A 23,889-nucleotide genomic window follows, 5' to 3' on the forward strand; every position below is an offset into this window, starting at 1 on the left:
ACGATGCTCTAGGACGGGGACAATTCATAATATGGAACATTCCGCAAGCGCCGGCGACGCGCGCGTGCTGGACAGCATCACCAAGCTCACGCCGCAGGATGCCGGGCGCGTGGTGATCGCCGGGTCGCATGGCGGCAGCTATGCCGCCTACTGCGCGGCGCGCGGTGGCGTGCTGGCCGTCGTCCTGAACGACGCCGGCGTGGGCTGGATGCGTGCCGGCATTGCAGGCCTGGACGACCTGCAACGGTGGGGCGTGCCCGCCGCCACCGCAAGCTATCAAAGCTGCCGCATCGGCGATGGCGCGGACATGGCGCGGCACGGCGTCATCAGCTTCGTGAACGCGCTGGCGCAAGACCTGGGCTGCAAAGCGGGTATGCCAGTGGCCGAGGCCGCCTCGCGGCTGGCGCGTGCGTCGCTGAATGCCCGGCCGCTCGCCGACGTCAAGGAATCCCGCACTGTATTCAAGACAGGCACGGACGGCGCTCCGCTGGTGATCGGCGCCGACTCCGTGTCGCTGGTCGACTCCCGCGACGACGGTCTCATTGCCATCACGGCCTCGCACGGGGAGCGGCTGGCGGGCCTGCAATCGGACGGTGTCCGCGCGTCCCCCCGCCTCGTCACGTTCAACGACGCGGGCATCGGCAAGGACAGCGCCGGCATCGGGCGCCTGCCTTTGCTTGACCAACGCGGCATTGCCGCCTTGACCGTGTCCGCGCAAACCGCCCGCATCGGCGACGCCCGTTCCTGCTACGAGGAAGGGACCATTTCCTCTGCCAACGCCCGCGCCCGAAACCTGGGCTGCCGCGTCGGCACGCCGCTCAAAACCTTCATCGACGCCCTGCTGAGCGGGCGCGACCCTTACTAGGAGCATCACGCGCATGTCCGAAAAACTGGAAATCACCGGCGGCGAAGCCATCGCCCGCATGTTCGCGGCGCACGACGTCGGTCTGATGTTCGGCATGGGCGGCTTTCAACTGCTGCCGTTCTATGACGCGGCGCGCCGCCTGAAGCTGAATCACAACCTGATCAACGACGAGCGCTGCGCAGTATTTGCGGCCGATGCCTACACCAAGGTCAGCGGCCGTCCCGGCGTGTGCGACGCGACGCTGGGTCCGGGCGCGACCAATCTGGTGACCGGCCTGGCCGAAGCATTCAACGCCGGCACGGCGCTGGTGGCGCTGGTCGGCGACGCGCACCGGATGCACGCGTGGAAGAACATGACGCAGGAAGCCCGGCAACTCGAAGTGCTGCGGCCGGTCGTGAAGGACGTGCTGCGCGTGGAGATGGTCGAGCGCATTCCCGAACTGGTGCGGCGCGCGTTTGCCGTGGCGACCAGCGGACGTCCCGGCCCCGTGGTGCTGGACGTGCCTGAAGACATCGCGCACGCGGTCCATGCCTTTGACGCCGATGACTTTTACTCCAGCCCCAACTACCGGCGCTCGCCCGCCCTGCGCTGCCGGCCATCGGCCGAGGACGTGGCGCAAGCTGCCAGCATGCTGGCCGGCGCCGCCCGCCCGCTGATGCTGTGCGGCGGCGGCGTACACATCAGCGATGCGGCCGAGACCGTCCAGGCCTTCGCGCGCAAGTTCGGCATCCCCGTCGCCCACACCATGAGCGGCAAAGGCGCGATCGCCTGCAACGATCCGCTGAACGCGGGCCTGTTCGGCCGCTACAGCCGTATTGCCAACGACCTGATCGCCAAGTCCGACTGCCTGTTCGTCGTCGGCTGCAAGCTGGGCGAAGTGGCGACGCGCCGCTACGACCTGCTGGCCGCCGGCGCGCCGATCATCCATCTGGACATCGTGGCCGAGGAATTCGACCGCACCACCACGCCCGCCCTGCGGCTGTGGGGCGACGTGCGCGCCACGCTGGAAGACCTGGACGCGCGCCTGGCCGCCCACGGCGCGCACGCGCGCCAGGACTACGTGGACGAGGTCGGCCAGGCCATGCACGCGTGGCGCGAATCCGTGAACGCCAAGCTGACGTCGGCCGACCGGCCCGTCGGCATGGCGCGGCTGCTGCACGAGATCAACGCCTCGCTGCCGGATGACGGCATCCTGGTCGCGGACGGCGGCTTCGCGGCCCACTGGGGCGGCCTGCTGTTCGACACCAAGCGCGCAGGCCGCGGCTTCGTGCCGGATCGCGGCTTTGCCTCCATTGGCTACGGCATCCCCGGCGCGATCGGCGCGGCCGCAGCGGCGCCAGGACGCCAGGTGGTCAGCCTGACGGGTGACGGCGGCTGCAACATGTCGCTCGGCGAACTGGAAACCGCAGTGCGCATGAAGCTGGCCTTTACGCTCGTGGTGGTCAACAACGCGGCCTCGGGGTACATCAAGGCGCTGCAGCACCTGATGTACGGCGCGGGCAGCTACCAGTCTTCGGACCTGGTCGACACCAATTACGCCAATGTGGCGCGCGCGCTGGGCTGCCATGGCATCCGCGTGGAAGACCCCGCAGAGCTGCCGGCCGCGCTGGCAGAGGCATATGCCTGCAAGGACCGTCCCACCATCCTGGACGTGGTGGTCACGCGCGACCCCGCGCACATGCTGCCGGGCGTGGACAGCCGGGCCGCCAAGATCAAGCCGGGCGACCGCATCGCCTGACGGCGGCGCGCAACGCCCGGTTCAAGACACAACAAAATCAAGCAAGGAGACAACCCATCATGAAGCGCAGAACCTGGATCAAGCTGGCGGCCGCCGCTGCAACGCTGTCGCTGGCGGGCGCCGCCGCGGCGCAGGCCACCTACCCCGACCGCCCCATCCGCCTGATCGTGCCCTTCCCGCCCGGCGGCACGTCCGACGTGGTCGGCCGCATCTTTGCCGAGGCGCTGGCCAAGCAGATCGGCCAGTCGGTGGTGGTGGAAAACCGGGGTGGCGCAGGCGGCACCGTCGGCAGCCGCGCCGTGGCCTCGGCCGCGCCGGACGGTTATACGCTTCTGCTGGGCACGTCCAGCACCAACGGCACCAATCCCGCCGTGTACAAGAACCTGCCCTACGACGCGGTGAAAGACTTCACGCCGGTCACGCAGATCATCCGCGTGCCGGGCGTGATCGTGGTGAACAAGAACTTTCCCGCCAAGGACTATGCGTCGTTCACCGCCTTGATCAAGGGCGCGCCCGGCAAGTATTCCTACGCGTCGTCCGGCAACGGCGGCGCCACGCACATGGCGATGGAGTACTACAAGTCGCTGTCCGGCCTGGACATGATGCACGTGCCGTATCGCGGCACCGGCCCCGCGCTGAACGACGTGATCGCCGGCCAGGTGCCCATCCTGTGGGATACGGCCGCGTCGTCGATGGCGCACATCCAGTCGGGCAGTCTGCGCCCGATCGTGGTGGCCGCCAAATCGCGCCTGCCGCAATTGCCCGACGTGCCCACCTTTGCTGAGGTCGGCCTGCCCGATTACGACGCGGAAATGTGGAACGGCCTGCTGGCCCCCGCGGGCCTGCCGAAGGACGTGCTGGCCAAGCTGAACGACGCGTCCCGCAAGGCGTTGGCCGACAAGGACGTGCAGGCCAAGTACGCGGGGGTTGGCGCGTATGTGGTCGCCGACAAGCCCGAGGCCTTTGCCGCGATGATCCAGGACGACGTGGCCAAGTGGAAGAAGGTGGCCGACTTCGCCCACATCTCGGCGGAATGACATGGGCGAGCGGCTGAAGGACAAGGTGGCGCTGGTGTTTGGCGCGGGGTCGTCGGGGCCGGGCTGGGGCAACGGCAAGGCCGCGGCGGCGCTGTATGCGCGTGAAGGCGCGCGGGTCTTCGCGGTGGACGTCAGGGAGGATGCCGCGCGCGAAACCTGCGCCATCATCGAGGCCGAAGGCGGCCGTTGCCAGGCGTTGACCGCCGACGTGACGGACTCCGCGCAGATCCAGGCCGCGGTCGCCGCCGTGCTGGCGGCCGCCGGACGCATCGACGTGCTGCACAACAACGTGGGCATCACCGAAATGGGCGATCCCATCGAGGCCAGCGAGGAAAGCTGGCATCGCGTGCTGGACACCAACCTGACCGGCGTGTTCCTGACCTGCAAGCATGTGCTGCCCGCCATGCTGGCGCAGGGCTCGGGCAGCATCGTCAACATTTCGTCGCTGGCGTCGATTCAGGTCAATTCGTATCCGTACACCTCGTACTACGCGGCCAAGGCGGGGCTGAACCATCTGACGCGGTCGCTGGCGGTGCGTTATGCGCCGGACAATATCCGCGTGAACGCCGTGCTGCCCGGCGTCATCGACACGCCGTTGATCTACAAGCAGATTGCGGGGCAATTCGACGATGTCGAGGAAATGCGGCGGCGGCGCAATGCCGCCAGTCCGATGGGCCGGATGGGGGATGCGTGGGATGTCGCCCACGCCGCGCTGTTCCTGGCGAGCGACGAGGCCAAGTACATCACCGGCGTTTGCCTGCCGGTAGACGGCGGCAAGGCCTGCGCGGGGCGCTGACGCGCGCGGGCCGGGGCGCTGACGCGGCGGGCGCGCGGCTTTTTGCCGAGGCGCCGGCTGCGCAGCGTTTCCTGACGGGCCAGGTGCGGGACTTCCGTTCGCCTGGCAGCGATCAGAAGCGCGGGGCCAGGTCCGCGGACAATTCCGAAGCGGCCCGCTGCAACGCGGCCACCACGTCCGCGAGGCGCGCGCCCGACAGGCGCGAACGGATCGCCGCCACGCTCAGCGCCGCCACCACGTGCTGTTCACGGTCGAACACCGGCACGCCCACGCCCAGCATGTCGGGAATGATGCGGCCCGGGTTGAGCGCGTAGCCGTTCTTGCGCGCGGCGGCGATGTCTTCGCGCAGCATGTCGGTGGACGGCAGATCGGGCGCGGCGCTGGCGTCGTAGCGCGCCAGTACGCGGTCGATATCGTCGTTGGGCAGGAATGCCAGCAGCGCCAGGCTGCCCGCCCCCACGCCCAGCGGGCGGCGGTGGCCGACTTCCAGCGTCAGGATCTTGATGGGAAAGTCGCCCGTCTTGCGGTCCACGCAGACCGCTTCGTGTCCCGATCGCACCGACAGGAAGCTGGTGTCGCCCGTGGACTGCGCAAGGCGGAGCACGGCGGATTCGGCGATGGCCTTGATGCCGTGCCGGCTTTCGGCAGCCAGCCCCAGGATGTAGGACTCGCGGCCCAGGCTGTAGGTCTTGAGCCGCGGATTGAGCGACAGAAAGCCTTCCTGCAGCAAGGCCGACAGCATGCGGTGCGCGGTGGGCGGCGTCAGGCCGACGTCACGCACCACATCCGTCAGACCGACGCCGCGCGCGGGCGCCGCCCCGACGTATTTAAGGATGCGCAGCACGCGGAAGATGCTTTGCGCGCCGCCGACGGCATCGGCCGCGCGTTGCTGCGCGGGCGCGGAGGCTTTCGCGCCGGTCGTGGCAGATGCCGCCATCAATGCACCGTCGTCCCGTCCGGCGGCGTCTGGTTCAGGCCCAGCGCGGCCTCCCAACTGCGCAGCGGCACGCAGGTCTGCAGGCGGACGATGGCGCGCTGGATCAGGGCGGGATGCAATTCGTGACCGACGTGGGTGGCGATGTCGATGGTGGAGTCGCCGTGCAGTTCGGCCAGGCGGGCCTGCGCGGCCTGCGCCTGCGACACGCTCATGACCGCGTCGTCGGCGCCGTGCAGCAGATGAATCGTGGTGTACAACGGGGCGTTCTTGGGCAGTTGCGCATAGCGGCCCGAGAACGCGATGACGCGGCCGGCCATGCCGTCGTGCGCCTGCACCAGTTCCAGCGCCATGATGGCGCCTTGCGAAAAGCCGGCCACCGCGGTGTCGGACTGCAGCAGGCCGAAGCGCGCCTGCGCCTCGCGCACGTAGGTTTCAAGCTGCGGCATGGCCTGGGCCACACGCTCGGCGCGGTTGTCTTCGGTGACGCCGCGCACGGAGAACCATTGCCGGCCCGTCCCGCCGCCGTCAAAGGCCTCGAAACCTTCGGGGATCAGCACGGCCGCCGTCGGAAAGGCCGCGCGCACCGCCTGGGCCAGGGGCTCCAGGCTGGCGGGCGATCCGCCCACGCCGTGCAGCAGGATGAAGAGCTGGCGCACGTCGACGCCCGGGTCGGGAAGAAATTCGATAGAACTGGAAGACGCCATGAAACTGCTCCGTGCTGGCCTGGGACGGTGGGACTGCGCCCCGATTGCCGCATTGTAAAATGCGCCGCGCCTGGCATCGCACCGATGACGCCGGGCTTTTTTGCACGCCGCCCCGCGCTTGCCCGCAACGACGGGCGCCCGCCGTTGGCAATGTCCAGCGCCGGCGATGCCGGCGGCGGCCACCACACGCCTTGTCATGCACACACCGAACATCGAGTCGGGCGCCGCCGCGCCTGTCTGCAACACTTCCGGCGACACCGCCGGCAACAATCAGCTGCATCGCGTGCTGAAGGCACGCCACCTCACGATGATAGCGCTGGGCGGGGCCATCGGCACCGGCCTGTTCGTCGCTTCCGGCGCGGCCATCGCGCAGGCGGGCCCCGGCGGCGCGCTGATGGTCTACCTGGTGATCGGCCTGATGGTGTACTTCATCATGACCAGCCTGGGCGAGCTGGCCACCTTCATGCCGGTGTCGGGTTCGTTCTGCACGTATGCGTCGCGCTACGTGGATCCAGGCTTCGGCTTTGCGTTGGGCTGGAACTTCTGGGTCAGCTGGGCCACGGTCGTGGCGGTGGACGTCGTGGCGGCGCAGCTCGTTATGGCGTACTGGCTGCCGGACACGCCAGGCTGGATATGGAGCGTGGCGTTCCTGGCGCTGACCTTCGGGCTGAACGCTTTCTCGGCGCGCAGCTTCGGCGAGGCCGAATACTGGTTCGCCATCATCAAGGTGGTGGCGGTGCTGTGCTTCATCGTGGTGGGGGTGGCGATGCTGGCCGGCATCATCCACGGCGGCGGACCGGTGGGACTGGACAACTGGAAGGTGGGCGATGCGCCCTTCGTCGGCAACGCGGCGACGTGGGTGGGCGTGGCGATGGTGGTGGCCTACTCCTTTCAGGGCACCGAACTGGTGGGCGTGGCGGCCGGCGAGTCCGAAAACCCCCGGCGCAACGTGCCGCGCGCGATCAACAGCGTGTTCTGGCGCATCCTGCTGTTCTATGTGCTGGCCATCCTGATCATCGGCCTCTTGGTGCCCTACACCGATCCGCAGTTGCTGCGCAACGAGGTCGAGGACATCGCGGTCAGCCCCTTCACGCTGGTGTTCGAGCACGCCGGCCTGCTGTCGGCGGCCACGGTGATGAACGCGGTGATCCTGACCTCGGTGCTGTCGGCCGGCAATTCGGGCATGTACGCGGCAACGCGGATGCTGTTCAACATGGCGGCCGAGGGCCAGGCGCCCGCCCTCTTCAAGCGCTTGAGCCCGCGCGGCGTGCCGCTGTATGCGCTCTTGGCCACGACGCTGCTGGCGTGCCTGTGCCTGTTCAGCGTCGTGTACAGCCCGAAGGCGGTATACATCTGGCTGCTCAATTTTGCGGGCATGACGGAATTCATCGTGTGGCTGAGCATCGCGGTCAGCCATTACCGTTTCCGTCAGGGCTACGTGAAGCACGGTTACGACACGGCCGACCTGCCCTACAAGGCGGGACTCTTTCCGTTCGGGCCGCTGCTGGCCTTCGTGCTGTGCCTGGTGGTCACGCTGGGACAGAACTATCAGGCGTTCCTTGAAGAACGCATCGACTGGATCGGCGTGGTGTCGACGTACCTGGCCATTCCGCTGTTCCTGGGACTGTGGATCGGCCACCGGCTGCTGCGCGGCTCGCGGTGGGTGAAGTACCAGGACATGCGGTTCTAGCACTTTTCGGGGACACATTCGGGACACATTCGGGGGCACTTTTCGATACGTCCGCCCGGCGCAAAGCCCGGTACAATACTGTACATTCATACAGGTATTGAGCACCGGGCGCTTTCGCCATGCAGTCCCCCGAACAGATCCATCCCGCGTTGTGGCGCGCCACGCAGTTGGCCAAAGGCGCCGCACGCACCCTGCCAACCGGGCACGCGGCGCTGTCAGCCGAACTGCCGGATAACGGCTGGCCGCTCGGATCGCTCGTTGAACTGCTCACCCCCCATCCCGGCATCGGAGAAATCCGCCTGCTGCGTCCCGCGCTGGCCCAACTGGAAACCCGTCGTCCCATTGCCCTGGTGCAGCCGCCGCACGTGCCGCACATCGCCAGCTGGATGAGCTGGCGGCTGGATCCCCGGCAACTGCTGTGGGTGGCGCCCGAAAAGCCGGTCGACGCACTGTGGGCCAGCGAACAGATCCTGAAAAACGCCAGTTGCGGCGCGCTGATCTGCTGGCTGCCCCACGTGCGCCCCGAATCCCTGCGCCGCCTGCATCTGGCCGCCCAGGCCAGCGACCTGCTGTTCATCGCCGTGCGCCCGTCCCGCGCCGCGCAGACCGCCACGCCCGCCGCCTTGCGGCTGGCGCTCGCGCCCGCGCCCGGCGGCCTGTCCGTCCACATCCTGAAGCGCCGGGGGCCTGTCTGCGACACCCCGCTGTACGTGGGCCTGGAGCCCGGCGCGCTTACCCCCTCTTCTCCCCGCCATGCGCCTCTGGATCGCCGCCTACCTGCGCTGCCTGCCGCTGGACGCCATACGCCCGCACTGGCCGCATGAACAGGAGGCGTTCGCCGTTCTGGATCAGGAACGGGTCGCCGCCCTGACCCCCGCCGCCCGCCAGGCCGGCGTGACGCCCGGCATGCGCCGCGCGGGCGCGGCGGCCATCGCCCCCGGCGTGGAACTGCTGCCCCGCAATGCGCTGGCCGAGGCCGACGCCCTGCACGGCGCGGCGCTGGCCCTCTTGCAGTACACCCCGGAAATCGCCCTGGCCGACGGCGACACCGTGCTGCTGAACGTGGGCGCCAGCCTGATGTTCTTCCGCGGGCCGCGCGCGCTGAGCCGGCGGGTGGCCGCCACGCTGCGGGCGCTGGATCTGCGGGTGTCGCTGGGCATAGCGCCCACGGCCAAGGGCGCCTGGCTGCTCGCGCGGCGCGCCGGCCGGCGCGTGCCCCGGCGCACACTGAAGCTGCCCACCCTGGCGCGGCGGCTCGATGCCCTGCCGCTGTCGCTGCTGCCCCAGGCGCAAGACCGCCGCAACTGGCTGGACGACATCGGCTGCCACACGCTGGCGCACCTGCGCGCCCTGCCGCGCGGGGGGCTGCAGCGGCGCAGCGCGCCCGATCTGCTGCAGGCGCTGGACGCCGCCTACGGCCAGGTGCCCGAACTCTACCGCTGGCTCGAACCGCCCAACCAGTTTTCGCGGCGGATCGAACTCATGGACTACATGGAGAACACCGATGCCGTGCTGGCCGTGGCGGGCCGGCTGGCCGAGCAGTTGGGCGGCTGGCTGACCGCCCGGCAACTGGCCGTGCGGCGCGTGGTGCTCAGCATGGACCACGAGCGCGGCCGCCACGCCCGCCCGCCCACCGAACTTGAAGTGGCCCTGGCCCAACCCATCTGGCAGGCGCCGCAGCTGCTGCATCTGCTGCGCGAAAAGCTCAACCACTTCACGCTGGAAGCCCCCGTCATCGCCGTGACGCTGCATGCGCCCGACACCGTCGAGCAGCCCGCGGCCAGCACCACCCTGTTCCCCGAGCCGGGCGGCACCGCCGCCGACCACGCGCGGCTGCTGGACCTGCTGGTGGCGCGGCTGGGCCGCGACCGGGTGCGCCATGCCCAGCCCACCGCCGACCACCGCCCCGAAGCCGCCAATTCCTGGGGCGATGCGCTGGCCGCGCCCGAACGTCCCGCTCCCCTGCCGCCGCTGCTCGACCGGCCGTTCTGGCTGCTGGAAACCCCGCAGCCCCTCAAGCTGTCCGGCCATCGCCCCCACTACGCCGGCCAGGCGCTGCGGCTGATGCGCGGCCCCGAACGCATCGAAAGCGGCTGGTGGGACCCCGCCCTGACCGTGCGCGATTACTTCGTCGCCGAAGACGCGGCCGGCGCGCGCTACTGGATCTACCGCGAGCGCGACGCCGAGGACGCGCGCTGGTTCCTGCACGGACTGTACGCCTGACATGCGCATGGACGACGACGCCCCCGATCCCCTGGACCCGGCCGAGGTCCTGGCCCAGCTGCCCGGCTATGCCGAGCTGCAATGCCAGTCCAATTTTTCGTTCCTGCAAGGCGCCTCGCATCCCGAGGAACTGACCGCGCGGGCGGCCGAACTCGGTTACGCCGCGCTGGCCCTGACCGACGAATGCTCGCTGGCCGGCGTCGTGCGCGCCCACACCGAGGCCAAGACCCTCAAGCTGCCGCTCATCGTGGGCGCCACGTTCCAGCTGCGCGCCGCGCCCGACGCCGCGCCGCTGGGGCTGACGCTGCTGGCGCAGACGCGCGAAGGCTACGGCAACCTGTCTGAATTCATCACGCTGGGCCGCACCCGGGCGCCCAAGGGCGAATACCGGCTTTCCCCGCAAGACCTTGCCGATCCGCCCGCCGGCCACGCGCACCTGCGCAGTCTGCCGGAATGCCTGGCCATCCTGACGCCCGCCTACGGCACCGACGCCGACCGCATGGCCGACCAGGCGCGCTGGCTGGCGCGCGTCTTTCCGGGGCGCGCGTGGATGGGACTGAACCTGCTGCACCAGTCGCGCGACGACCTGCACCGCGCCGCCGTCGAACACGCAGCCCAGGCCTCGCAATTGCCGATCGTGGCGGTCGGCCAGGTGCAGATGCATGTCCGGTCGCGCAAGCCGCTGCACGACACGCTGACCGGCATCCGCACCCGCCAGCAGGTGTCGCAATGCGGCTACGAACTGTCGGGCAATGCCGAACAGCACCTGCGCAGCCGCATGCGGCTGGCCAGCCTGTATCCGCCCGACGCGCTGGCGCAGACCCTGGCGGTGGCGCGCCGCTGCACGTTTTCGCTGGACGAGCTGCATTACGAATATCCCGACGAGATCGTGCCGCCCGGCCACACGCCCGCCAGCTATCTGCGCCAGGAAGCGCTGGCCGGGGCGGACCGGCGCTTTCCCCAGGGCGTGCCCGACAGCGTGACGGCGCAGATCGACAAGGAACTGGACCTCATCGCGGATCTCAACTACGAGGCCTACTTCCTGACCGTCTACGACATCGTGCAGTTCGCCCGCAACGCCGGCATCCTGTGCCAGGGCCGGGGCTCGGCCGCCAATTCCGCCGTCTGCTATTGCCTGGGCATCACGGCAGTGGACCCGCAGCGCGGCAACAACCTGTTCGAACGCTTCATCAGCAAGGAACGCAACGAACCGCCCGACATCGACGTCGACTTCGAACATCAACGCCGCGAAGAAGTCATCCAGTACATCTACGGCAAATACGGCCGCGACCGCGCCGCCCTGACCGGGGTGGTCATCTCGTACCGGCCGCGCAGCGTGCTGCGCGATACGGGGCGCGCGCTGGGCGTGGACCCGGGCGTCATCGACGCCGTGGCCCGCGCGCACCAATGGTGGGACGGCAAGAAGGAAATGCTGCGCACGCTGGGCGCCTGCGGCCTGGACCCGGAATCCCAGGTGGCGCGCCAGTGGGCATCGCTGGCGCAGACCATGATGGGCTTTCCGCGCCACCTGTCGCAGCACCCGGGCGGCTTCGTCATTTCACGCGGCAAGCTCTCGCGCCTGGTGCCCATCGAGAACGCCGCCATGGAAGACCGCAGCGTCGTGCAATGGGACAAGGACGATCTGGACGCCCTGAAGCTGCTCAAGGTCGACGTCCTGGCGCTGGGCATGCTGTCGGCCCTGCGCCGCACACTTGAACTGGCCAGCCAGCGCCGCGGCCGGCCGCTCGCCCTGCAGGACATCCCGGAAGGCGACGTGCCCACCTACGACATGATCTGCGACGCCGACACCATTGGCGTCTTCCAGATCGAATCGCGCGCCCAGATGACGATGCTGCCGCGCCTGCGGCCGCGCGAATACTACGACCTGGTGGTGCAGGTGGCGATCGTGCGCCCCGGACCGATCCAGGGGGGCATGGTCCACCCCTACCTGCGGCGCCGCCAGGGCAAGGAGGACGAAACCTACCCCAGCGAAAAAGTGCGCGGCGTGCTCAGCCGCACCATGGGCGTGCCCATCTTCCAGGAACAGGTCATGCAGATCGCCGTCGTGGCCGCCGGTTTTTCGCCCGGCGAGGCCGATCAGCTACGCCGGTCGATGGCGGCCTGGCGGCGCAAGGGCGGCGTGGACAAGTTCCGCGTCAAGCTGGTGGGCGGGCTGCTGGCGCACGGCTACACACTGGACTTTGCCGAAGCCCTGTTCCGCCAGGTGGAAGGGTTTGGCGAATACGGCTTTCCGGAAAGCCATGCCGCCAGCTTCGCCCTGCTGGCGTATGCCAGCTCCTGGCTCAAGCGCCACGAACCGGAGGCCTTTCTGGCCGCCCTGCTCAATTCCCAGCCCATGGGGTTCTACGCGCCCGCCCAACTGGTGCAGGATGCGCGCCGCCACGGCGTCTGCGTGCTGCCCGCCGACGTGACGGTAAGCGGCTGGGATTCGGTGCTGGAAACGCTGCCCGACGGGCATCCGGGCGCCCGCCGCCGCCCCCACCCCCACGCGCCGTCCGCAGAGGCGTCGGGCGTCGACACGCCGGGCGTCGATACGCCGGGCGTCCCCACGCCCCGCCCCGCCGTGCGGCTGGGACTCAGCCTGCTGCAAGGCATGCGCGAAGACGCCGCCCGCCGCATCGAGGCCGCGCGGGCCGACGCCCCCTTTGCCAACACCGCCGACCTGGCCCGCCGCGCCGGCCTGAATCGCCACGACCTGAACGCGCTGGCTGCCGGCGATGCGCTGCGCACCCTGGCCGGCCACCGGCGCCAGGCCAGCTGGGAGGCCGCCGCCAGCGTACAAAGCCGCGACCTGCTGCGGGACGCTGAAATCGTGGAAACCCAGGCCCCGCAACTGTCCGCCCCTTCCGAAAGCCAGACGGTGGCCGCCGACTACCGCAGCGTCGGCCTGACGCTGCACAGCCATCCGGTATCGCTGCTGCGCCCCCAACTGGCCGCGCGCAACTTCCAGCCTGCCTCGGTGCTGAACGACTATCCCAACAAGCGGGTCGCGCGCGCCTGCGGCATCGTCACCGTGCGCCAGCGCCCCCAGACCTCCAAGGGCGTCATCTTCGTCACCCTCGAAGACGAGACCGGCCCGGTCAACGTGGTGGTCCGCCCCGACCTGATCGAACGCCAGCGCCGCGAGCTGCTGGGCGCCACCCTGCTGGGGGTGTTCGGGTCCTGGCAGAGCGTGGACGGCGTGCGCCACCTGATCGCGCAGCGGCTGGTGGACATGTCCGACCTCCTGGGCGGGCTGACGTCGCAGAGCCGCGACTTCCATTGAAGCCATCCGCGCAACAGGCCAGCCGCCCGCCGCTGTTGCCCGGTTGCACATGCCCGCCGCGCCTTGAGCACAGCGCGTCGCCGCTGGTCTATCATGGCTTTTTGTCCGCTCGTTGTAAGGAGTCCTACATGATCCGCAAGCTGATCCCCTTCCTGCTGGTTGCCAGCCTGGCTGCGTGCGCCAATACCGGCGGTTCGCGTACGTCCAGCGCGCCGGCCTCCAGCTCCTCGAGCGCATCCTCTTCATCGAGCACCGGCGCCGGCTCTTCCTACGGTTCGTCCTCGGCCATGCCCGGCAGCAGCACCGGCAAGACCTGCGACGCCGGCCCGCTGCAATCGCAGATCGGTCAGAAAGCCACGCCGTCCGTCATGGAAGACCTGCGCACGCGCAGCGGCAGCGCCACCGCGCGCATGCTGCGTCCGGGCCAGCTGGTCACCATGGAATACAACAACACCCGCCTGAACCTCATCGTGGACGACAAGGACGTGATGACGGCGATCCGCTGCGGTTAAGCGCGCCGGCCGGCCGGATTCCCATCCGGCAAGCCGCCTTCCCCTGCCTCGATGGGCCGCGCCGCCGGCGGCACATGGGGCAGGAAGGCCCCCGCCACCTCAAACGCGCATTCCTCGCGCGCAATGTCGATCACCCGGGATACGACCGGATTGACGATGTTCTTTTTGTGCACCGCGTAGTAATTGATGGTCGGCAGGTCCGGCTGCACATTCAACTGGCACAGCGCCCCGCGCGCCACCAGCGGCGCAAAGTAGGCGCCCGGCAGGTAACTGATCCCCAATCCCAGCATCGTCAGCTGCGCCATCATGCCCAGGCTGTTGCAGGTCAGCACGCGCTTGACCGGCATCCCCTGTTCCGCGAACCACGCGTCGTACAGATGCGATAGCGCGGAATTGGTGGGCTGCGAGATCACCGGATACGGCGCCAGATCCTGCGGCGTCAACGCGGCAGCGACATCGATGTCCAGCGCCGGACTCGCCATCCAGACATTGGTGACAGCCCCCAGGTGCGTGCAATCGTACTGGTAGCCCCAGAACGGGCCGGGCATGATCGCCAGATCCAGTTCGTCCTGCTCCAGCCGTTCATAGAGCGTGATGCCGCCATCGATCTCGGGCATCAACTGCACGCGCGGGTAGCGCTGGCTGATCTGCTTGATCAGCCCGGCCAGCCAGGTCATGCCCACCAGTTCCGTCACGCCCAGACGCACCACGCCTTCGAAGCTGGCTGGATCGGCCATGTTCTGCACGATGCGGCTGTTCAGCTCCAGCATCTGGCTGGCCAGCTCGAACAGCTTGCGGCCCTGCGGGGTCATCAGGAGTTTCTTGGCGCGCCGCTCGAACAGGGGCGCGCCGGCAAAGGCCTCGAGTTCCCCCACCCGTTTGGCCACGGCCGATTGGGTGGTGTGCAGCTTGCGCGACGACGCGCTGAAGCTGCCAAGTTCGGAACTCCAGTAAAAGGCCTCCAATTGCTTGAGGGTGTACATCGCCGCGGTCGAAGAAAAGCGCATGGAAACCCCAGACATTACCACCGCGGACGATCGGCGCGGATCAACCCCGCGGATGCAGGATGTCCGCCAGGAAGCGCTGCGCGCGCGGATGCGCCGGCGCGCTGAAGAAGCGCTCGGGCGTATCCATCTCCAGGATTTCGCCCGCGTCCATGAACACCACGCGGTCGCAGACGTCGCGCGCAAAGCCCATTTCATGCGTCACGCACACCATCGTCATGCCGTCCTTGGCCAGGCCCTTCATCACCTGAAGCACCTCGCCCACCATTTCCGGATCCAGCGCGCTGGTCGGCTCGTCGAACAGCATGACCGGCGGTTGCAGCGCCAGCGCGCGCGCGATCGCCACGCGCTGCTGCTGCCCGCCGGACAACGATCCCGGATAGGCATCGATCTTGTGCGCCAATCCCACGCGGTCAAGCAGGCTGCGCGCCAGCTCGACGGCTTCCTTGCGGGGCTGCTTGCGGATGTTCACGGGCGCGAAGATCACGTTTTCCAGCACGCTCATGTGCGGAAACAGGTTGAACTGCTGGAACACGAAGCCGATCTTCTGGCGTAGCGCATTCAGGTTGGCGCCCTTGCCGTAGATGTCCGCGCCGTCGATCAGGATGCGGCCCTTTTCGATGGGTTCCAGCCGGTTGATCGTGCGGATCATCGTGGACTTGCCGGACCCCGAGGGTCCGCACACCACCAGCACCTCGCCGCGCGCCACCGACAGGTCCACATCCTTGAGCACATGATGCTCGCCGTACCACTTGTTCACTTTCTCGAGTTTGATCATGTTTTTGTTCCTTTAAGCCATGGCCCGCGTGCGGCGGATGCGCAGGTCCAGCCAGCTCAAGCCGCGGCTCAGGCTGAAGCACACGATGAAGTAGATGATGGCCAGAATGCCGAACACCTGCAGCGGCTGGGTCAGCACCAGGTTGTTGACCTGGTTGGCGGCAAACGTCAGCTCGTTGACGCTGATGACGTAGCCCAGCGAGGTTTCCTTGACGGTGGACACGAACTGGCTGGTCATGCTGGGCAGCACGTTGAACAGCGCCTGCGGCAGCACCACCTTGCGCATCGTCGTCCAGTAGCCCACGCCCAGCGAGCGCGAGGCCTCGATCTGCCCGCGCGGCACCGCCTCGATGCCGGAGCGGATCACCTCTGACAGGTAAGCGCTTTCGTACACCACCAGGGCAAAGATCAGCGTCCAGAAGCCGCTGACCACCTGGCCCGTGATCTTGGGCACCACGAAATAGGCCCAGAAGATCAGCATCAGCAGCGGCATGCCGCGCACCACATTGACCAGCGCCTTGCTGGCCGTGCGCAGCCACCCGTAGGGACTCACCCGGGCCAGCGCGATCAAGAGCGCCAGCGGCAGGGACATCGCCAGACCCAGCGCGGCCAGGATGAGCGTCAGTGCCAGTCCGCCGAGCGGACCGTTGGGGTATTGGCCCACCAGCAGCGTGGGCCAGTATTGCATCAGAAGATCAAGCACCATGGCCTCCGCGGTTCAGACGATAACGGGCGTAGATGCGCGATCCGAGCGCCATGATGAGGAACGATCCCAGCAGGTACATGATCGTCGCCGCGCCGAAGGTGGCGAAGGTGCGGTAGGTCTCGTTCTCGATTTCCCGCGCCTGGTAGGTCAGCTCCATCACACCGATCGCCATGGCCACGCTGGTGTTCTTGAAGAGCAGCAGCGCGCGTCCGACCAGCGGCGGAATGGAGATGCGCAGCGCCTGCGGCACGATGACGAAGCGCATGCATTGCAGGTAGCTGGCGCCCAGCGCGCGGGCAGCCTCGAACTGGGTGCCGGGAATGGCGCGCAGCCCGCTGCGGATGTCTTCGGCGATATAGGCGGCCGACCCCAGCGCCAGCGCGATCGCGGCCAGCGACATTTCGGCGTTGTGCGCATACAGCCACATGCGGAATCCTTCGGGCAGCAGCTCGGGCATGCCGAAGTACCAGAACAGCACCTGCACCAGCAGCGGCACATTGCGGTGGTATTCCACATAGGCGTCGACCACCCAGCGGCATGGCGCCAGGTTGGTGGCGCGCACCACCACCAGCGTCACCGCGATGGAAAACGCCATCACCCAGGCAACAAGAAACAGTTGCACGGTGACCGCCATGCCGCTGAGCAGCAGCTGGTATTGGGAAGCGTCTAGAAAGCTCATAAACCTGTCAATCTCCTGCGTTCGGGCGCGCAACGCCAAGCATCACGGCTTCCCGCGCATCGCCTTGCAAGACGCGGGAAGCCGTGACGGATACTGGCGAACGGCAGCGCTCGGATCGGCCCCTTAGCCGGCGATCGGGCCGATCTTGAAGCCGCGCTCCAGCTTGTAGGGGGTGTCGGGGCCAAACCACTTGTCGAACAGCTTGGCCGCCGCGCCCGAGGTTTCGGCCTCGTCCAGCGCCTGATTCACCGTTTCCAGGAATCGCGGCTCGGACTTGCGCACGCCCAGGCCCCACGGCTCATCGAACACGGCCTTGCCGATAACAGTGACGGGCGCGGTGGGCGGGCTTTGCAGCACCAGTCGCGCCAGCACCAGCTCCGACGCAAACTGCGCGTCCACCTTCTTCTGCTGCAGCGCCAGGTACGTGGCCGAGCTGTCGCCGTAGCCGATGACCTGCGACTTATCGAGAATGCGCTTGATCTCGCGCTCGGAGCTGGAACCCTTGGTCGCGCCGATGCGGCGGCCGTTCAGGGCTTCGATCGAATCCAGGCCCGAATCCTTGCGCACCATCAGCTTTTGCGGGCTGACGTAATACGCGAGGCTGAAGGCGATCTGCTGCGCGCGGTCGGGCGAATAGCCCAGATTGGCCGCCAGGATGTCCACGCGCCCTTCGTTCAGTTCCGGCACGCGCGCCGCCACCGACAGCAGCTTGTAGTTGACCTTGACGCCCAGCTTGTCCGCGACGAGCTTGCACACGTCCACGTCATAGCCCACGAGCTGGCGCGTCGCGCCGTCCTGGAAGCTGAACGGCTGCGACGTGCCCAGCGTGCCGCAAACCAGCTCGCCGCGCGCCTTGATGTCGTCAAGCTGGTCGGCGTGGGCAATTCCGCCCGCGGCCAGCGAAGCCAGGGCCAAGCTGGCGGCGATGAGAGTGTGACGCTTCATGGTTCATTCCCCTTGAATGGTTGTTAGGTGTACAGACTGGCGATGACGCCGTATGGGTGCGAAAGCGTGGCCCCTCAGGCCAGCTTGGCGCAGGCCTCGCGGATGGCCGCGCATCCCTGCCGGATATCGTCCAGCGAGGCGGCAAACGACAACCGGAACGTGCCGGGCGCGCCGTAGGCATGGCCGTCGATAACCGCCACGCCGGCTTCGCGCAGCAGGTAGTGCGTGAGGTCCGTGTCGCTGGCGATCACGTCGCCGGCCGGCGTCTTCTTGCCCAAGAGGCCCGAGCAGTCCGGAAAGACATAGAACGCGCCTTGCGGCACGACGATGTCCAGGCCCGGCGCGCCGGACAATTCGGCGATCGCCAGGTCGCGACGCTCGCGGAATACCTTGGTGAACTCCACGACGCAGTCCTGCGAACCCGTCAGCGCTTCCAGCGCGGCCGCCTGGCTGACCGACGAGGCGCCCGACGTGCTTTGCGACTGCAGGATCGCCATTGCCTTGATCAGTTCGTCGGGACCGGCGCCGTAGCCGATGCGCCAGCCCGTCATGGCATAGGCCTTGGACACGCCATTGACGACCAGCGTGCGGGCGGCCAGTTCCGGCGCCACTTGCAGCGGATGCACCGTCGGCTCGCCGGTGAAGTTCAGGCGCGCGTAGATGTCGTCGGTCATCAGCCAGACGTGCGGATGACGCGCCAGGACCTCGGTCAGACCACGCAGTTCGTCCGCGCTGTAGACCGATCCCGTCGGGTTGCTGGGGGCATTCATCATCAGCCACTTGGTGCGAGGCGTGATGGCGCGTTCCAGGGCCTCGGGCGTCACCTTGTAATCGGTGGCGGGCGACGTTTCCACGGCCACCGGCACGCCGCCGTTGACCAGGACCATGTCCGGGTACGACACCCAGAACGGCGCGGGGATCAGCACTTCGTCGCCGTCGTTCAGCGTCGCGGCCAGGCCATTGAAGATCACCTGCTTGGCGCCGGTGCTGACGATGACTCGCGGTGCCGGGTATTCCACGCCGGTCGCTTCCCGCAGATGGACCGCTGCGGCCTTGCGCAGGGCCACCGTGCCCTGCGCCGGCGGGTACTTGGTTTCGCCGCGGTTCATGGCGGCCGTGGCGGCCTGGCGGATGTGTTCGGGCGTCGAAAAATCCGGTTCGCCGATGGTCAGGTCGATGATGCGGCGGCCCTGCTCGCGCAGTTCCGCAATGATGGCGCGCGCGGCGACGCTGGGCGACAGCTTGATGCGCTTGATGCGGTCGGCAACGATGCTCATTTTGCCGCTCCCATCTTTTCCGCCAGCGTCTTTTCCAGCCACGGCTTGGTGTACGTGCCGGCGCGCAGCTTTTCCTTGGCCACGGCTTCGTCGGCTTCCTTCTTCAGGGCCAGCGCCAGCACGGCGCTGGCGTGTTCGGCGGGAATCACCACCACGCCGTCGGCATCGCCCACGACCACGTCGCCGGGATTGACCACCTGGCCGCCGACCGACACGGGCACGTTGATCTCGCCCGGGCCGTCCTTGTAGGGCCCCTTGTGCGACACGTCGCGCGCAAAGCAGCCGAATTCGCCCTGGGCGAACACGTCCGCATCGCGCACCGCGCCGTCGATCACGAAGCCTTCGATGCCGCGCGACTGCGCATCCATCATCATCAGTTCGCCAACCAGCGCGTTGCTGGTGTCGCCCGAGCCGTCCACGACGATCACGTCGCCCGCGCCGCCCAGCGAAATCGCCTTGTGGATCATCAGGTTATCGCCCGGACGGGTCTTGACCGTGAGGGCCACGCCCACCGTGCGGCGTGCGCCGTTATGCAGCGGACGCAGGCCCGACACGCCGTACAGGCGATTCATGCAGTCGCTGATCTGGGCCGAGCCGATGCTGGCAAAACCGGCCAGCACGTCGGCGGCGACGGCCGTCTCGGGCCGGGAAAGAATGCGATATCCGATGGGATTCATAAGGAAAGTCAGGTGTGAATGCAGGAAGCGTTGAAGCGAACCTGCATTACAAAGCCGCGCAAGCCTTTCCTCAAAACGATATAAATTCCCAGCGATCCACGAATTTTTTTCGTGGATTATGCGGTTTAAGGGTTATCCCTTATTCCTGCATCGACGCTCAATCATCCCCGCTGCCGGATCCGCTGCGGGCTTCCGACAACGCGACAGTCAGGTGCATGACCTTCTTCTTGAGCTGGTCGCGTTCATCGGTCAGCTTGGCCAGCAACTGGCGCAGCCGCGCGATTTCCGCCGGCATGTCCGCGATGTTTTCAATAGGTTCTTCCGGCGGCGCCTCGCGCGGCGGCGGCGCCTTGGCCTGCCGGACCTCCCGGGCGGCCTGCTGCAGTTCCTTGCGCCCGCCTGCAACGGCGGCGGTCTGCCGTTCGGCCGGCAGCGACGCCACGGCCGCCGCGGCGTTGATGGAGATGGCGCCTTCCTTCACCGCGCGCACCAGTTCCGGCGCCGCGGACTTCTGGATCTTTTCGATCTGATTGAGGGTATTGCTGCTGATGCGGGCGGCGCGCGCCAGCGCCTGGCGGCTGGGGACGGCGGGCTTCCAATCGGGATTGGCATGACCGCGCATCGGCGCGGCGCTGGCCCCGGGCGTGTCCTCGTCCCAAGGCGGGGAGTCGTCCGCCGGCCCACCGTCGACCGGCGATCCTTGGCCGCCGCCGTCCGGCCCACCTTCGGCCGCACCGCCCGCTTCCGGGCCGGTGCGCGCCAGCAGGATTTCTTTCTTGCGAAGCGCCAGCACCCCGCGCTGGAAGTCCGACACGCTGCGCCGGCCCAGATGGTTCTCGATCATCCACAGATGCACGTCGTCCATGGACTTGAAGTGCGGATGCTGAATCGTCTGGAACGGGATGTTGTGCTTGACGCAGATGGCGTAACGGTTGTGCCCGTCGATCAGCAGGTCGCCCCACAGGACCAGGGCGTCGCGGCACCCCTCGGCCAGCAGGCTGCGCTCCAGCGCAGCGTGTTCGTCCTCGGTCAGCGGGTCTATATAGGCACGCAGGCCTTCGTCTACTCTGATTTCCATGGTGTCCAAATAAAGTCGGGCGGCGCCCTACGCCAGCCCCTGTCCGCGCAGCACGTCCTGGATCGCGGCCAGGCGCGCCACGGGGTCCGTCAGGCCCAGCAGCGTCGCCTTGTCGTCCGGGGGCAGCGGCAAGAGTTCGCACCAGCGGTTTGCCACCCAGCCGCAATCGTCCAGCCGGAACGGCGGCGCCAGCGGCATTCTTTCGGCGGGCACGCCGTCCTGCTGCCACTGCGCCACCAGGCGCCCCAGCGCATCGGCGCTGGCCTGCATGGCCGCGGGCACGGGCGTGGGCGGGTCATCGGCAATGGGCTCGGCCTCGCCCATCCAAAGGCCGTATTTTGCCACCTCGCTGGACCGCAGCCGAAAGCGCGAGGTGCCCCGGCACCGGATATCCAGCAAGGCCGGCATGGGCGCCTCCCAGGTTTCGACCCGCGCCATGGTGCCCACGGGCGACAGCGTCTCGACGCCCTCGGGCGAGCGGACCTCGCTGCCGGCCAAAAGGCCCACGATGCCGAACTCGGTGTTGTCGGCGATGCTGCGCCGGATCATGTCCAGATAGCGGACCTCGAAGATGTGCAGATGCACCACGCCCGCGGGAAACAGCGCATTGGACAGCGGAAACAAGGGAATCAGCGACATGGCCGCCTCCTGGTCATTTCACGTGGAAGGCATCGTCCACGGGCACCTGCAGCGCCGTCGCCAGCGCGTTGGTCTGCGACGCCATCGCCATCACCGCCAGCAGTTCGGCGTGCTGGCCATCGGTCATGCCCTTGGCCCGGGCCGAGGCCGTGTGGGAATGGACGCAATACGAGCAGCCATTGGCGGTGGACACCGCGATGTAGATCATTTCGCGCACCAGCGGCGAGAGCTCGCCCTCGGCCATCATCACCGTCTTGAGCTGCTCCCAGACGCTGCGCATCCTCGGGGGATCGTTGGCCAGCGCCCGCCAGAAGTTGTTGACGAAGTCCGACTTGCGCGTGGCGCGGATGTCCTCGAACACCGCCCACGCCTCGGGACTTCTGCGGATCTCGTCATCGCTCAGCAGCCTTACCGTGCTCATTGCCCCTCTCCATCGTGAAAAAACACATCGGCCCACCGCATCGCGGCGGCCCCCTTTTGACTCATCCAGGACCGCAGCCGGCCGCTCAAGTGTTGCGGCCGTCGTACGGAATGCGGGTCAGCGAATTCAGGTCGACGTTTTCCAGGCAACGTACGTTGACCGCCGCCGTCTCCTTGCCTTCTGCCCCGACCCCGAACCCGAAGGGCGCACAGCCGCAGTTGGCGCAGAAATGGTGCGAGATCACGTGCTTGTTGAAGGTGTACGTCGACATGGCCTGCGTGGACGACGCGATGCGCAGGGCGGCGCGCGGCACGAACCACAGCAGATAGCCCTTGCGGCTGCAGTGCGAGCAGTTGCATTCCAACACCTGCGACACATCGCCATCGACTTCATAGGCGATCTGTCCGCAGTGGCAGCTTCCTAGTTGCATGGATTGTCTCCCGGCCGTAATCGGATCAGACTCCCATCATAGGCCTGCCCCGCCCGCCTTGCCCATGCGGACGCACCGCGCCCCAGCCCCAACCCCACCCCCGGCCACGCACGGAGCCATCATGCCCCAGTTATCCGCATACCTCAGTTTTGACGGCAATTGCGCCGAGGCCATGCGCTTTTACGAACGCGTGCTGGGCGGCCGCCTTGACGCGCTGGTCCGCTACGCAGATGCCCCGCCCGATGCCGCCATGCCGGTGCTGTCGGACGAGGACGCCGGGCGCATCATGTACGCCCGCCTGACGCTGGACGAACAGACCTTGTTGGGCAGCGACGCCACCGCCGGCCATCCCTACCCCGGCAATCGCGGGGTGGCGCTGGCGCTGGTGTATCCCACCGTGTCGGATGCGCATCGCGTGTTCGAGCACCTGGCCGAAGGCGGCAGCGTCACGATGCCGCTGCAAAAGACCTTCTGGGCCGAAGCCTACGGCGCGCTGGTCGACCGGTATGGCACGCGGTGGATGGTAAGCGGCGGCCGCATGAGCCACTGAGCGCCCCGCACCCTTCCTAACCGCCCGGCCGGTGCGCCGCCAGCACGTCGTGCAGCGACTGCGCGGCGCCTTGCAGCACCGGCACCGCGCGCAACAGGTCGTCCAGCATCACCCGCGCGGTCGGCGCGTGGCAGGCCACCGCCGCCACCACGCGGTCCTCGCCGTCGCGCACCGGCACCGCCACCGCGCTCATGCCGCGCACGAACTCCTCGTTGTCGATGCCGATACCGCGCACGGCCAGCCGCTCCAGCTCGGCGTCCAGCTTGGCCGGGTCGGTGAACGTGCGCGGCGTATTGCGCGTAAGCGGCAGGCGCGCCAGCACGTGGCTGCGCTCCAGGCGGTTCATCGACGCCAGAAACAGCTTGCCGCTGGCCGTGCAATGCATGGGCACGTGGCTGCCCACGGCAAAGAACAGGCGTAGGGGCTCGGACGTCTCGACCCGTTCCATGTAGACGACCTGATCGCCGTCCGGCGCGGTCAGGTTGCACGTTTCGCCCAACGTGCCCACCAGCTTGGTCAGCACCGCGCGGCATGCCCGGGTAAAGGCGCTGGCGCGCAGCGTAGCCAGCGCCAGCGATGTCGCCTGCGGCCCCGTCACGAAGCCGTTTTCAGTCGGGGTGGCGGCCACAAAGCCCGCGCGCTGCATGGCCGCCAAGAGGCGCATCAGCGTGGTCTTGGGCATGTCGAGCCGTTGCGCCAACTGCGCGAGCGTGGGCGGATGCTGCGCGCGGGCCAGGTGATCCAGCACCAGCAATGCCCGCAGCGAACGGGCGGCTTCCTGGTGCCCGCCGCTGTCATCGGACCGGCCGTCGGCCGCCTGTTCCGATGCTGCACTGCGATTTTGAAACCGACGCTGCATGTTCTGTTCCATTTGTCTGCCCCAGCGCGTGTTGTGCTTTGTTCTGTGTGCGCGCTTCC

The 23,889-nt window shown here is 67.9% G+C and carries 24 protein-coding genes; 10 read left to right on the forward strand and 14 right to left on the reverse strand.

Going from position 1 to position 23,889, the window contains the following annotated elements:
• The first annotated feature begins 31 nt into the window (after positions 1 to 31).
• The 4 genes from B3098_RS19690 to B3098_RS19705 are packed head-to-tail and all read left to right on the forward strand — an operon-like array spanning position 32 to position 4,436.
• Positions 32 to 865, forward strand: a complete 834-nt coding sequence (locus B3098_RS19690) for a hypothetical protein (RefSeq protein ID WP_286898580.1) — start codon at positions 32 to 34, stop codon at positions 863 to 865.
• 13 nt (positions 866 to 878) lie between these two features.
• Positions 879 to 2,603: a thiamine pyrophosphate-binding protein gene (locus B3098_RS19695; RefSeq protein ID WP_286898582.1), complete on the forward strand. Its 1,725-nt coding sequence runs from the start codon at positions 879 to 881 to the stop codon at positions 2,601 to 2,603.
• A gap of 59 nt (positions 2,604 to 2,662) precedes the next feature.
• A complete protein-coding gene (locus tag B3098_RS19700) occupies positions 2,663 to 3,640 on the forward strand; it encodes a Bug family tripartite tricarboxylate transporter substrate binding protein (RefSeq protein WP_286898585.1) in 978 nt (325 codons plus the stop codon).
• Position 3,641: 1 nt separating this feature from the next.
• On the forward strand, positions 3,642 to 4,436 hold the full coding sequence (locus B3098_RS19705) for an SDR family NAD(P)-dependent oxidoreductase (RefSeq protein WP_175136681.1): 795 nt from the start codon (positions 3,642 to 3,644) through the stop codon (positions 4,434 to 4,436).
• 112 nt (positions 4,437 to 4,548) lie between these two features.
• On the opposite strand, the gene B3098_RS19710 is transcribed toward B3098_RS19705, so the two are convergent.
• Both B3098_RS19710 and ypfH read right to left on the reverse strand, forming a co-directional pair.
• Complete coding sequence (locus tag B3098_RS19710) at positions 4,549 to 5,373, reverse strand: IclR family transcriptional regulator (RefSeq protein WP_175121782.1); 825 nt, start codon at positions 5,371 to 5,373, stop codon at positions 4,549 to 4,551.
• A complete protein-coding gene (gene ypfH / locus B3098_RS19715) occupies positions 5,373 to 6,077 on the reverse strand; it encodes an esterase (RefSeq protein ID WP_175136683.1) in 705 nt (234 codons plus the stop codon). The genes B3098_RS19710 and ypfH overlap by 1 nt, the downstream gene beginning before the upstream one ends.
• Before the next feature lie 196 nt (positions 6,078 to 6,273).
• On the opposite strand from ypfH, the gene B3098_RS19720 reads away from it, so the two are divergent.
• The 5 genes from B3098_RS19720 to B3098_RS19740 all read left to right on the forward strand — a co-directional run bounded on the left by B3098_RS19720 (position 6,274) and on the right by B3098_RS19740 (position 13,788).
• Entirely contained in the window at positions 6,274 to 7,767 is a 1,494-nt protein-coding gene (locus tag B3098_RS19720; protein ID WP_286898589.1) for an amino acid permease, read from the forward strand.
• Positions 7,768 to 7,886: 119 nt separating this feature from the next.
• A complete protein-coding gene (gene imuA, locus B3098_RS19725; protein WP_175121783.1) occupies positions 7,887 to 8,591 on the forward strand; it encodes a translesion DNA synthesis-associated protein ImuA in 705 nt (234 codons plus the stop codon).
• Positions 8,521 to 9,990, forward strand: coding sequence for a Y-family DNA polymerase (locus tag B3098_RS19730; protein WP_286898591.1), 1,470 nt, complete (start codon positions 8,521 to 8,523; stop codon positions 9,988 to 9,990). Before imuA ends, B3098_RS19730 begins: the two co-directional genes overlap by 71 nt.
• 1 nt (position 9,991) lies before the next feature.
• Positions 9,992 to 13,276 carry an error-prone DNA polymerase gene (locus B3098_RS19735; RefSeq protein WP_286898592.1) on the forward strand — a complete coding sequence of 1,095 codons (3,285 nt, stop codon included), beginning with the start codon at positions 9,992 to 9,994 and terminating at the stop codon, positions 13,274 to 13,276.
• A 128-nt stretch (positions 13,277 to 13,404) separates the two neighbouring features.
• Positions 13,405 to 13,788 (forward strand): I78 family peptidase inhibitor, encoded by a 384-nt coding sequence (locus B3098_RS19740; protein WP_175121786.1) that lies wholly within the window; start codon positions 13,405 to 13,407, stop codon positions 13,786 to 13,788.
• Here B3098_RS19740 and B3098_RS19745 read toward each other — a convergent pair.
• The 11 genes from B3098_RS19745 to B3098_RS19795 all read right to left on the reverse strand — a co-directional run bounded on the left by B3098_RS19745 (position 13,785) and on the right by B3098_RS19795 (position 22,421).
• On the reverse strand, positions 13,785 to 14,810 hold the full coding sequence (locus B3098_RS19745; protein ID WP_376784665.1) for a LysR family transcriptional regulator: 1,026 nt from the start codon (positions 14,808 to 14,810) through the stop codon (positions 13,785 to 13,787). The genes B3098_RS19740 and B3098_RS19745 overlap by 4 nt on opposite strands.
• Before the next feature lie 25 nt (positions 14,811 to 14,835).
• The gene (locus tag B3098_RS19750) at positions 14,836 to 15,570 is read right to left on the reverse strand and encodes an amino acid ABC transporter ATP-binding protein (RefSeq protein WP_175121787.1); all 735 of its coding nucleotides are present in this window, start codon (positions 15,568 to 15,570) and stop codon (positions 14,836 to 14,838) included.
• 12 nt (positions 15,571 to 15,582) lie between these two features.
• Positions 15,583 to 16,272: an amino acid ABC transporter permease gene (locus B3098_RS19755; protein ID WP_175122014.1), complete on the reverse strand. Its 690-nt coding sequence runs from the start codon at positions 16,270 to 16,272 to the stop codon at positions 15,583 to 15,585.
• Complete coding sequence (locus B3098_RS19760; RefSeq protein WP_175121788.1) at positions 16,265 to 16,954, reverse strand: amino acid ABC transporter permease; 690 nt, start codon at positions 16,952 to 16,954, stop codon at positions 16,265 to 16,267. The genes B3098_RS19755 and B3098_RS19760 overlap by 8 nt, the downstream gene beginning before the upstream one ends.
• 123 nt (positions 16,955 to 17,077) lie before the next feature.
• A complete protein-coding gene (locus tag B3098_RS19765; RefSeq protein ID WP_286898593.1) occupies positions 17,078 to 17,899 on the reverse strand; it encodes an ABC transporter substrate-binding protein in 822 nt (273 codons plus the stop codon).
• Between the two features lie 74 nt (positions 17,900 to 17,973).
• A complete protein-coding gene (locus B3098_RS19770) occupies positions 17,974 to 19,176 on the reverse strand; it encodes an aminotransferase class I/II-fold pyridoxal phosphate-dependent enzyme (protein WP_286898594.1) in 1,203 nt (400 codons plus the stop codon).
• Complete coding sequence (locus B3098_RS19775; protein WP_175136690.1) at positions 19,173 to 19,853, reverse strand: RraA family protein; 681 nt, start codon at positions 19,851 to 19,853, stop codon at positions 19,173 to 19,175. Before B3098_RS19775 ends, B3098_RS19770 begins: the two co-directional genes overlap by 4 nt.
• A gap of 157 nt (positions 19,854 to 20,010) precedes the next feature.
• Positions 20,011 to 20,931 (reverse strand): hypothetical protein, encoded by a 921-nt coding sequence (locus B3098_RS19780; protein ID WP_279974184.1) that lies wholly within the window; start codon positions 20,929 to 20,931, stop codon positions 20,011 to 20,013.
• Between the two features lie 27 nt (positions 20,932 to 20,958).
• The gene (locus B3098_RS19785) at positions 20,959 to 21,570 is read right to left on the reverse strand and encodes an LON peptidase substrate-binding domain-containing protein (RefSeq protein WP_286898596.1); all 612 of its coding nucleotides are present in this window, start codon (positions 21,568 to 21,570) and stop codon (positions 20,959 to 20,961) included.
• 13 nt (positions 21,571 to 21,583) lie between these two features.
• Positions 21,584 to 21,991: a carboxymuconolactone decarboxylase family protein gene (locus tag B3098_RS19790; RefSeq protein ID WP_175121794.1), complete on the reverse strand. Its 408-nt coding sequence runs from the start codon at positions 21,989 to 21,991 to the stop codon at positions 21,584 to 21,586.
• Positions 21,992 to 22,076: 85 nt separating this feature from the next.
• The gene (locus B3098_RS19795; RefSeq protein ID WP_279974182.1) at positions 22,077 to 22,421 is read right to left on the reverse strand and encodes a GFA family protein; all 345 of its coding nucleotides are present in this window, start codon (positions 22,419 to 22,421) and stop codon (positions 22,077 to 22,079) included.
• A gap of 121 nt (positions 22,422 to 22,542) precedes the next feature.
• Between B3098_RS19795 and B3098_RS19800 the strand changes: the two genes are divergently transcribed.
• Complete coding sequence (locus tag B3098_RS19800; protein ID WP_175121796.1) at positions 22,543 to 22,971, forward strand: VOC family protein; 429 nt, start codon at positions 22,543 to 22,545, stop codon at positions 22,969 to 22,971.
• A 16-nt stretch (positions 22,972 to 22,987) separates the two neighbouring features.
• Here B3098_RS19800 and B3098_RS19805 read toward each other — a convergent pair whose 3' ends face one another.
• Entirely contained in the window at positions 22,988 to 23,842 is an 855-nt protein-coding gene (locus B3098_RS19805; RefSeq protein ID WP_175185415.1) for an IclR family transcriptional regulator, read from the reverse strand.
• Between the last annotated feature and the right edge of the window lie 47 nt (positions 23,843 to 23,889).

Origin of the sequence: Achromobacter sp. UBA2119 (genome assembly GCF_002331005.1) — a bacterium.
GTDB lineage: Bacteria > Pseudomonadota > Gammaproteobacteria > Burkholderiales > Burkholderiaceae_B > Achromobacter > Achromobacter animicus.

Bases quoted from the DNA above. Each gene is read 5' to 3' on its own strand.
- B3098_RS19790 (WP_175121794.1), bottom strand. From the start codon at position 21,991: ATGAGCACGGTAAGGCTGCTGAGCGATGACGAGATCCGCAGAAGTCCC.
- imuA (WP_175121783.1), top strand. From the start codon at position 7,887: ATGCAGTCCCCCGAACAGATCCATCCCGCGTTGTGGCGCGCCACGCAG.
- B3098_RS19775 (WP_175136690.1), bottom strand. From the start codon at position 19,853: ATGAATCCCATCGGATATCGCATTCTTTCCCGGCCCGAGACGGCCGTC.
- B3098_RS19730 (WP_286898591.1), top strand. From the start codon at position 8,521: ATGCGCCTCTGGATCGCCGCCTACCTGCGCTGCCTGCCGCTGGACGCC.
- B3098_RS19795 (WP_279974182.1), bottom strand. From the start codon at position 22,421: ATGCAACTAGGAAGCTGCCACTGCGGACAGATCGCCTATGAAGTCGAT.
- B3098_RS19705 (WP_175136681.1), top strand. From the start codon at position 3,642: ATGGGCGAGCGGCTGAAGGACAAGGTGGCGCTGGTGTTTGGCGCGGGG.
- B3098_RS19710 (WP_175121782.1), bottom strand. From the start codon at position 5,373: ATGGCGGCATCTGCCACGACCGGCGCGAAAGCCTCCGCGCCCGCGCAG.
- B3098_RS19695 (WP_286898582.1), top strand. From the start codon at position 879: ATGTCCGAAAAACTGGAAATCACCGGCGGCGAAGCCATCGCCCGCATG.
- B3098_RS19700 (WP_286898585.1), top strand. From the start codon at position 2,663: ATGAAGCGCAGAACCTGGATCAAGCTGGCGGCCGCCGCTGCAACGCTG.
- B3098_RS19735 (WP_286898592.1), top strand. From the start codon at position 9,992: ATGCGCATGGACGACGACGCCCCCGATCCCCTGGACCCGGCCGAGGTC.
- B3098_RS19745 (WP_376784665.1), bottom strand. From the start codon at position 14,810: ATGTCTGGGGTTTCCATGCGCTTTTCTTCGACCGCGGCGATGTACACC.
- B3098_RS19770 (WP_286898594.1), bottom strand. From the start codon at position 19,176: ATGAGCATCGTTGCCGACCGCATCAAGCGCATCAAGCTGTCGCCCAGC.
- B3098_RS19765 (WP_286898593.1), bottom strand. From the start codon at position 17,899: ATGAAGCGTCACACTCTCATCGCCGCCAGCTTGGCCCTGGCTTCGCTG.
- B3098_RS19800 (WP_175121796.1), top strand. From the start codon at position 22,543: ATGCCCCAGTTATCCGCATACCTCAGTTTTGACGGCAATTGCGCCGAG.
- B3098_RS19720 (WP_286898589.1), top strand. From the start codon at position 6,274: ATGCACACACCGAACATCGAGTCGGGCGCCGCCGCGCCTGTCTGCAAC.
- B3098_RS19780 (WP_279974184.1), bottom strand. From the start codon at position 20,931: ATGGAAATCAGAGTAGACGAAGGCCTGCGTGCCTATATAGACCCGCTG.
- B3098_RS19740 (WP_175121786.1), top strand. From the start codon at position 13,405: ATGATCCGCAAGCTGATCCCCTTCCTGCTGGTTGCCAGCCTGGCTGCG.
- B3098_RS19805 (WP_175185415.1), bottom strand. From the start codon at position 23,842: ATGGAACAGAACATGCAGCGTCGGTTTCAAAATCGCAGTGCAGCATCG.
- B3098_RS19785 (WP_286898596.1), bottom strand. From the start codon at position 21,570: ATGTCGCTGATTCCCTTGTTTCCGCTGTCCAATGCGCTGTTTCCCGCG.
- B3098_RS19750 (WP_175121787.1), bottom strand. From the start codon at position 15,570: ATGATCAAACTCGAGAAAGTGAACAAGTGGTACGGCGAGCATCATGTG.
- B3098_RS19760 (WP_175121788.1), bottom strand. From the start codon at position 16,954: ATGAGCTTTCTAGACGCTTCCCAATACCAGCTGCTGCTCAGCGGCATG.
- B3098_RS19690 (WP_286898580.1), top strand. From the start codon at position 32: ATGGAACATTCCGCAAGCGCCGGCGACGCGCGCGTGCTGGACAGCATC.
- ypfH (WP_175136683.1), bottom strand. From the start codon at position 6,077: ATGGCGTCTTCCAGTTCTATCGAATTTCTTCCCGACCCGGGCGTCGAC.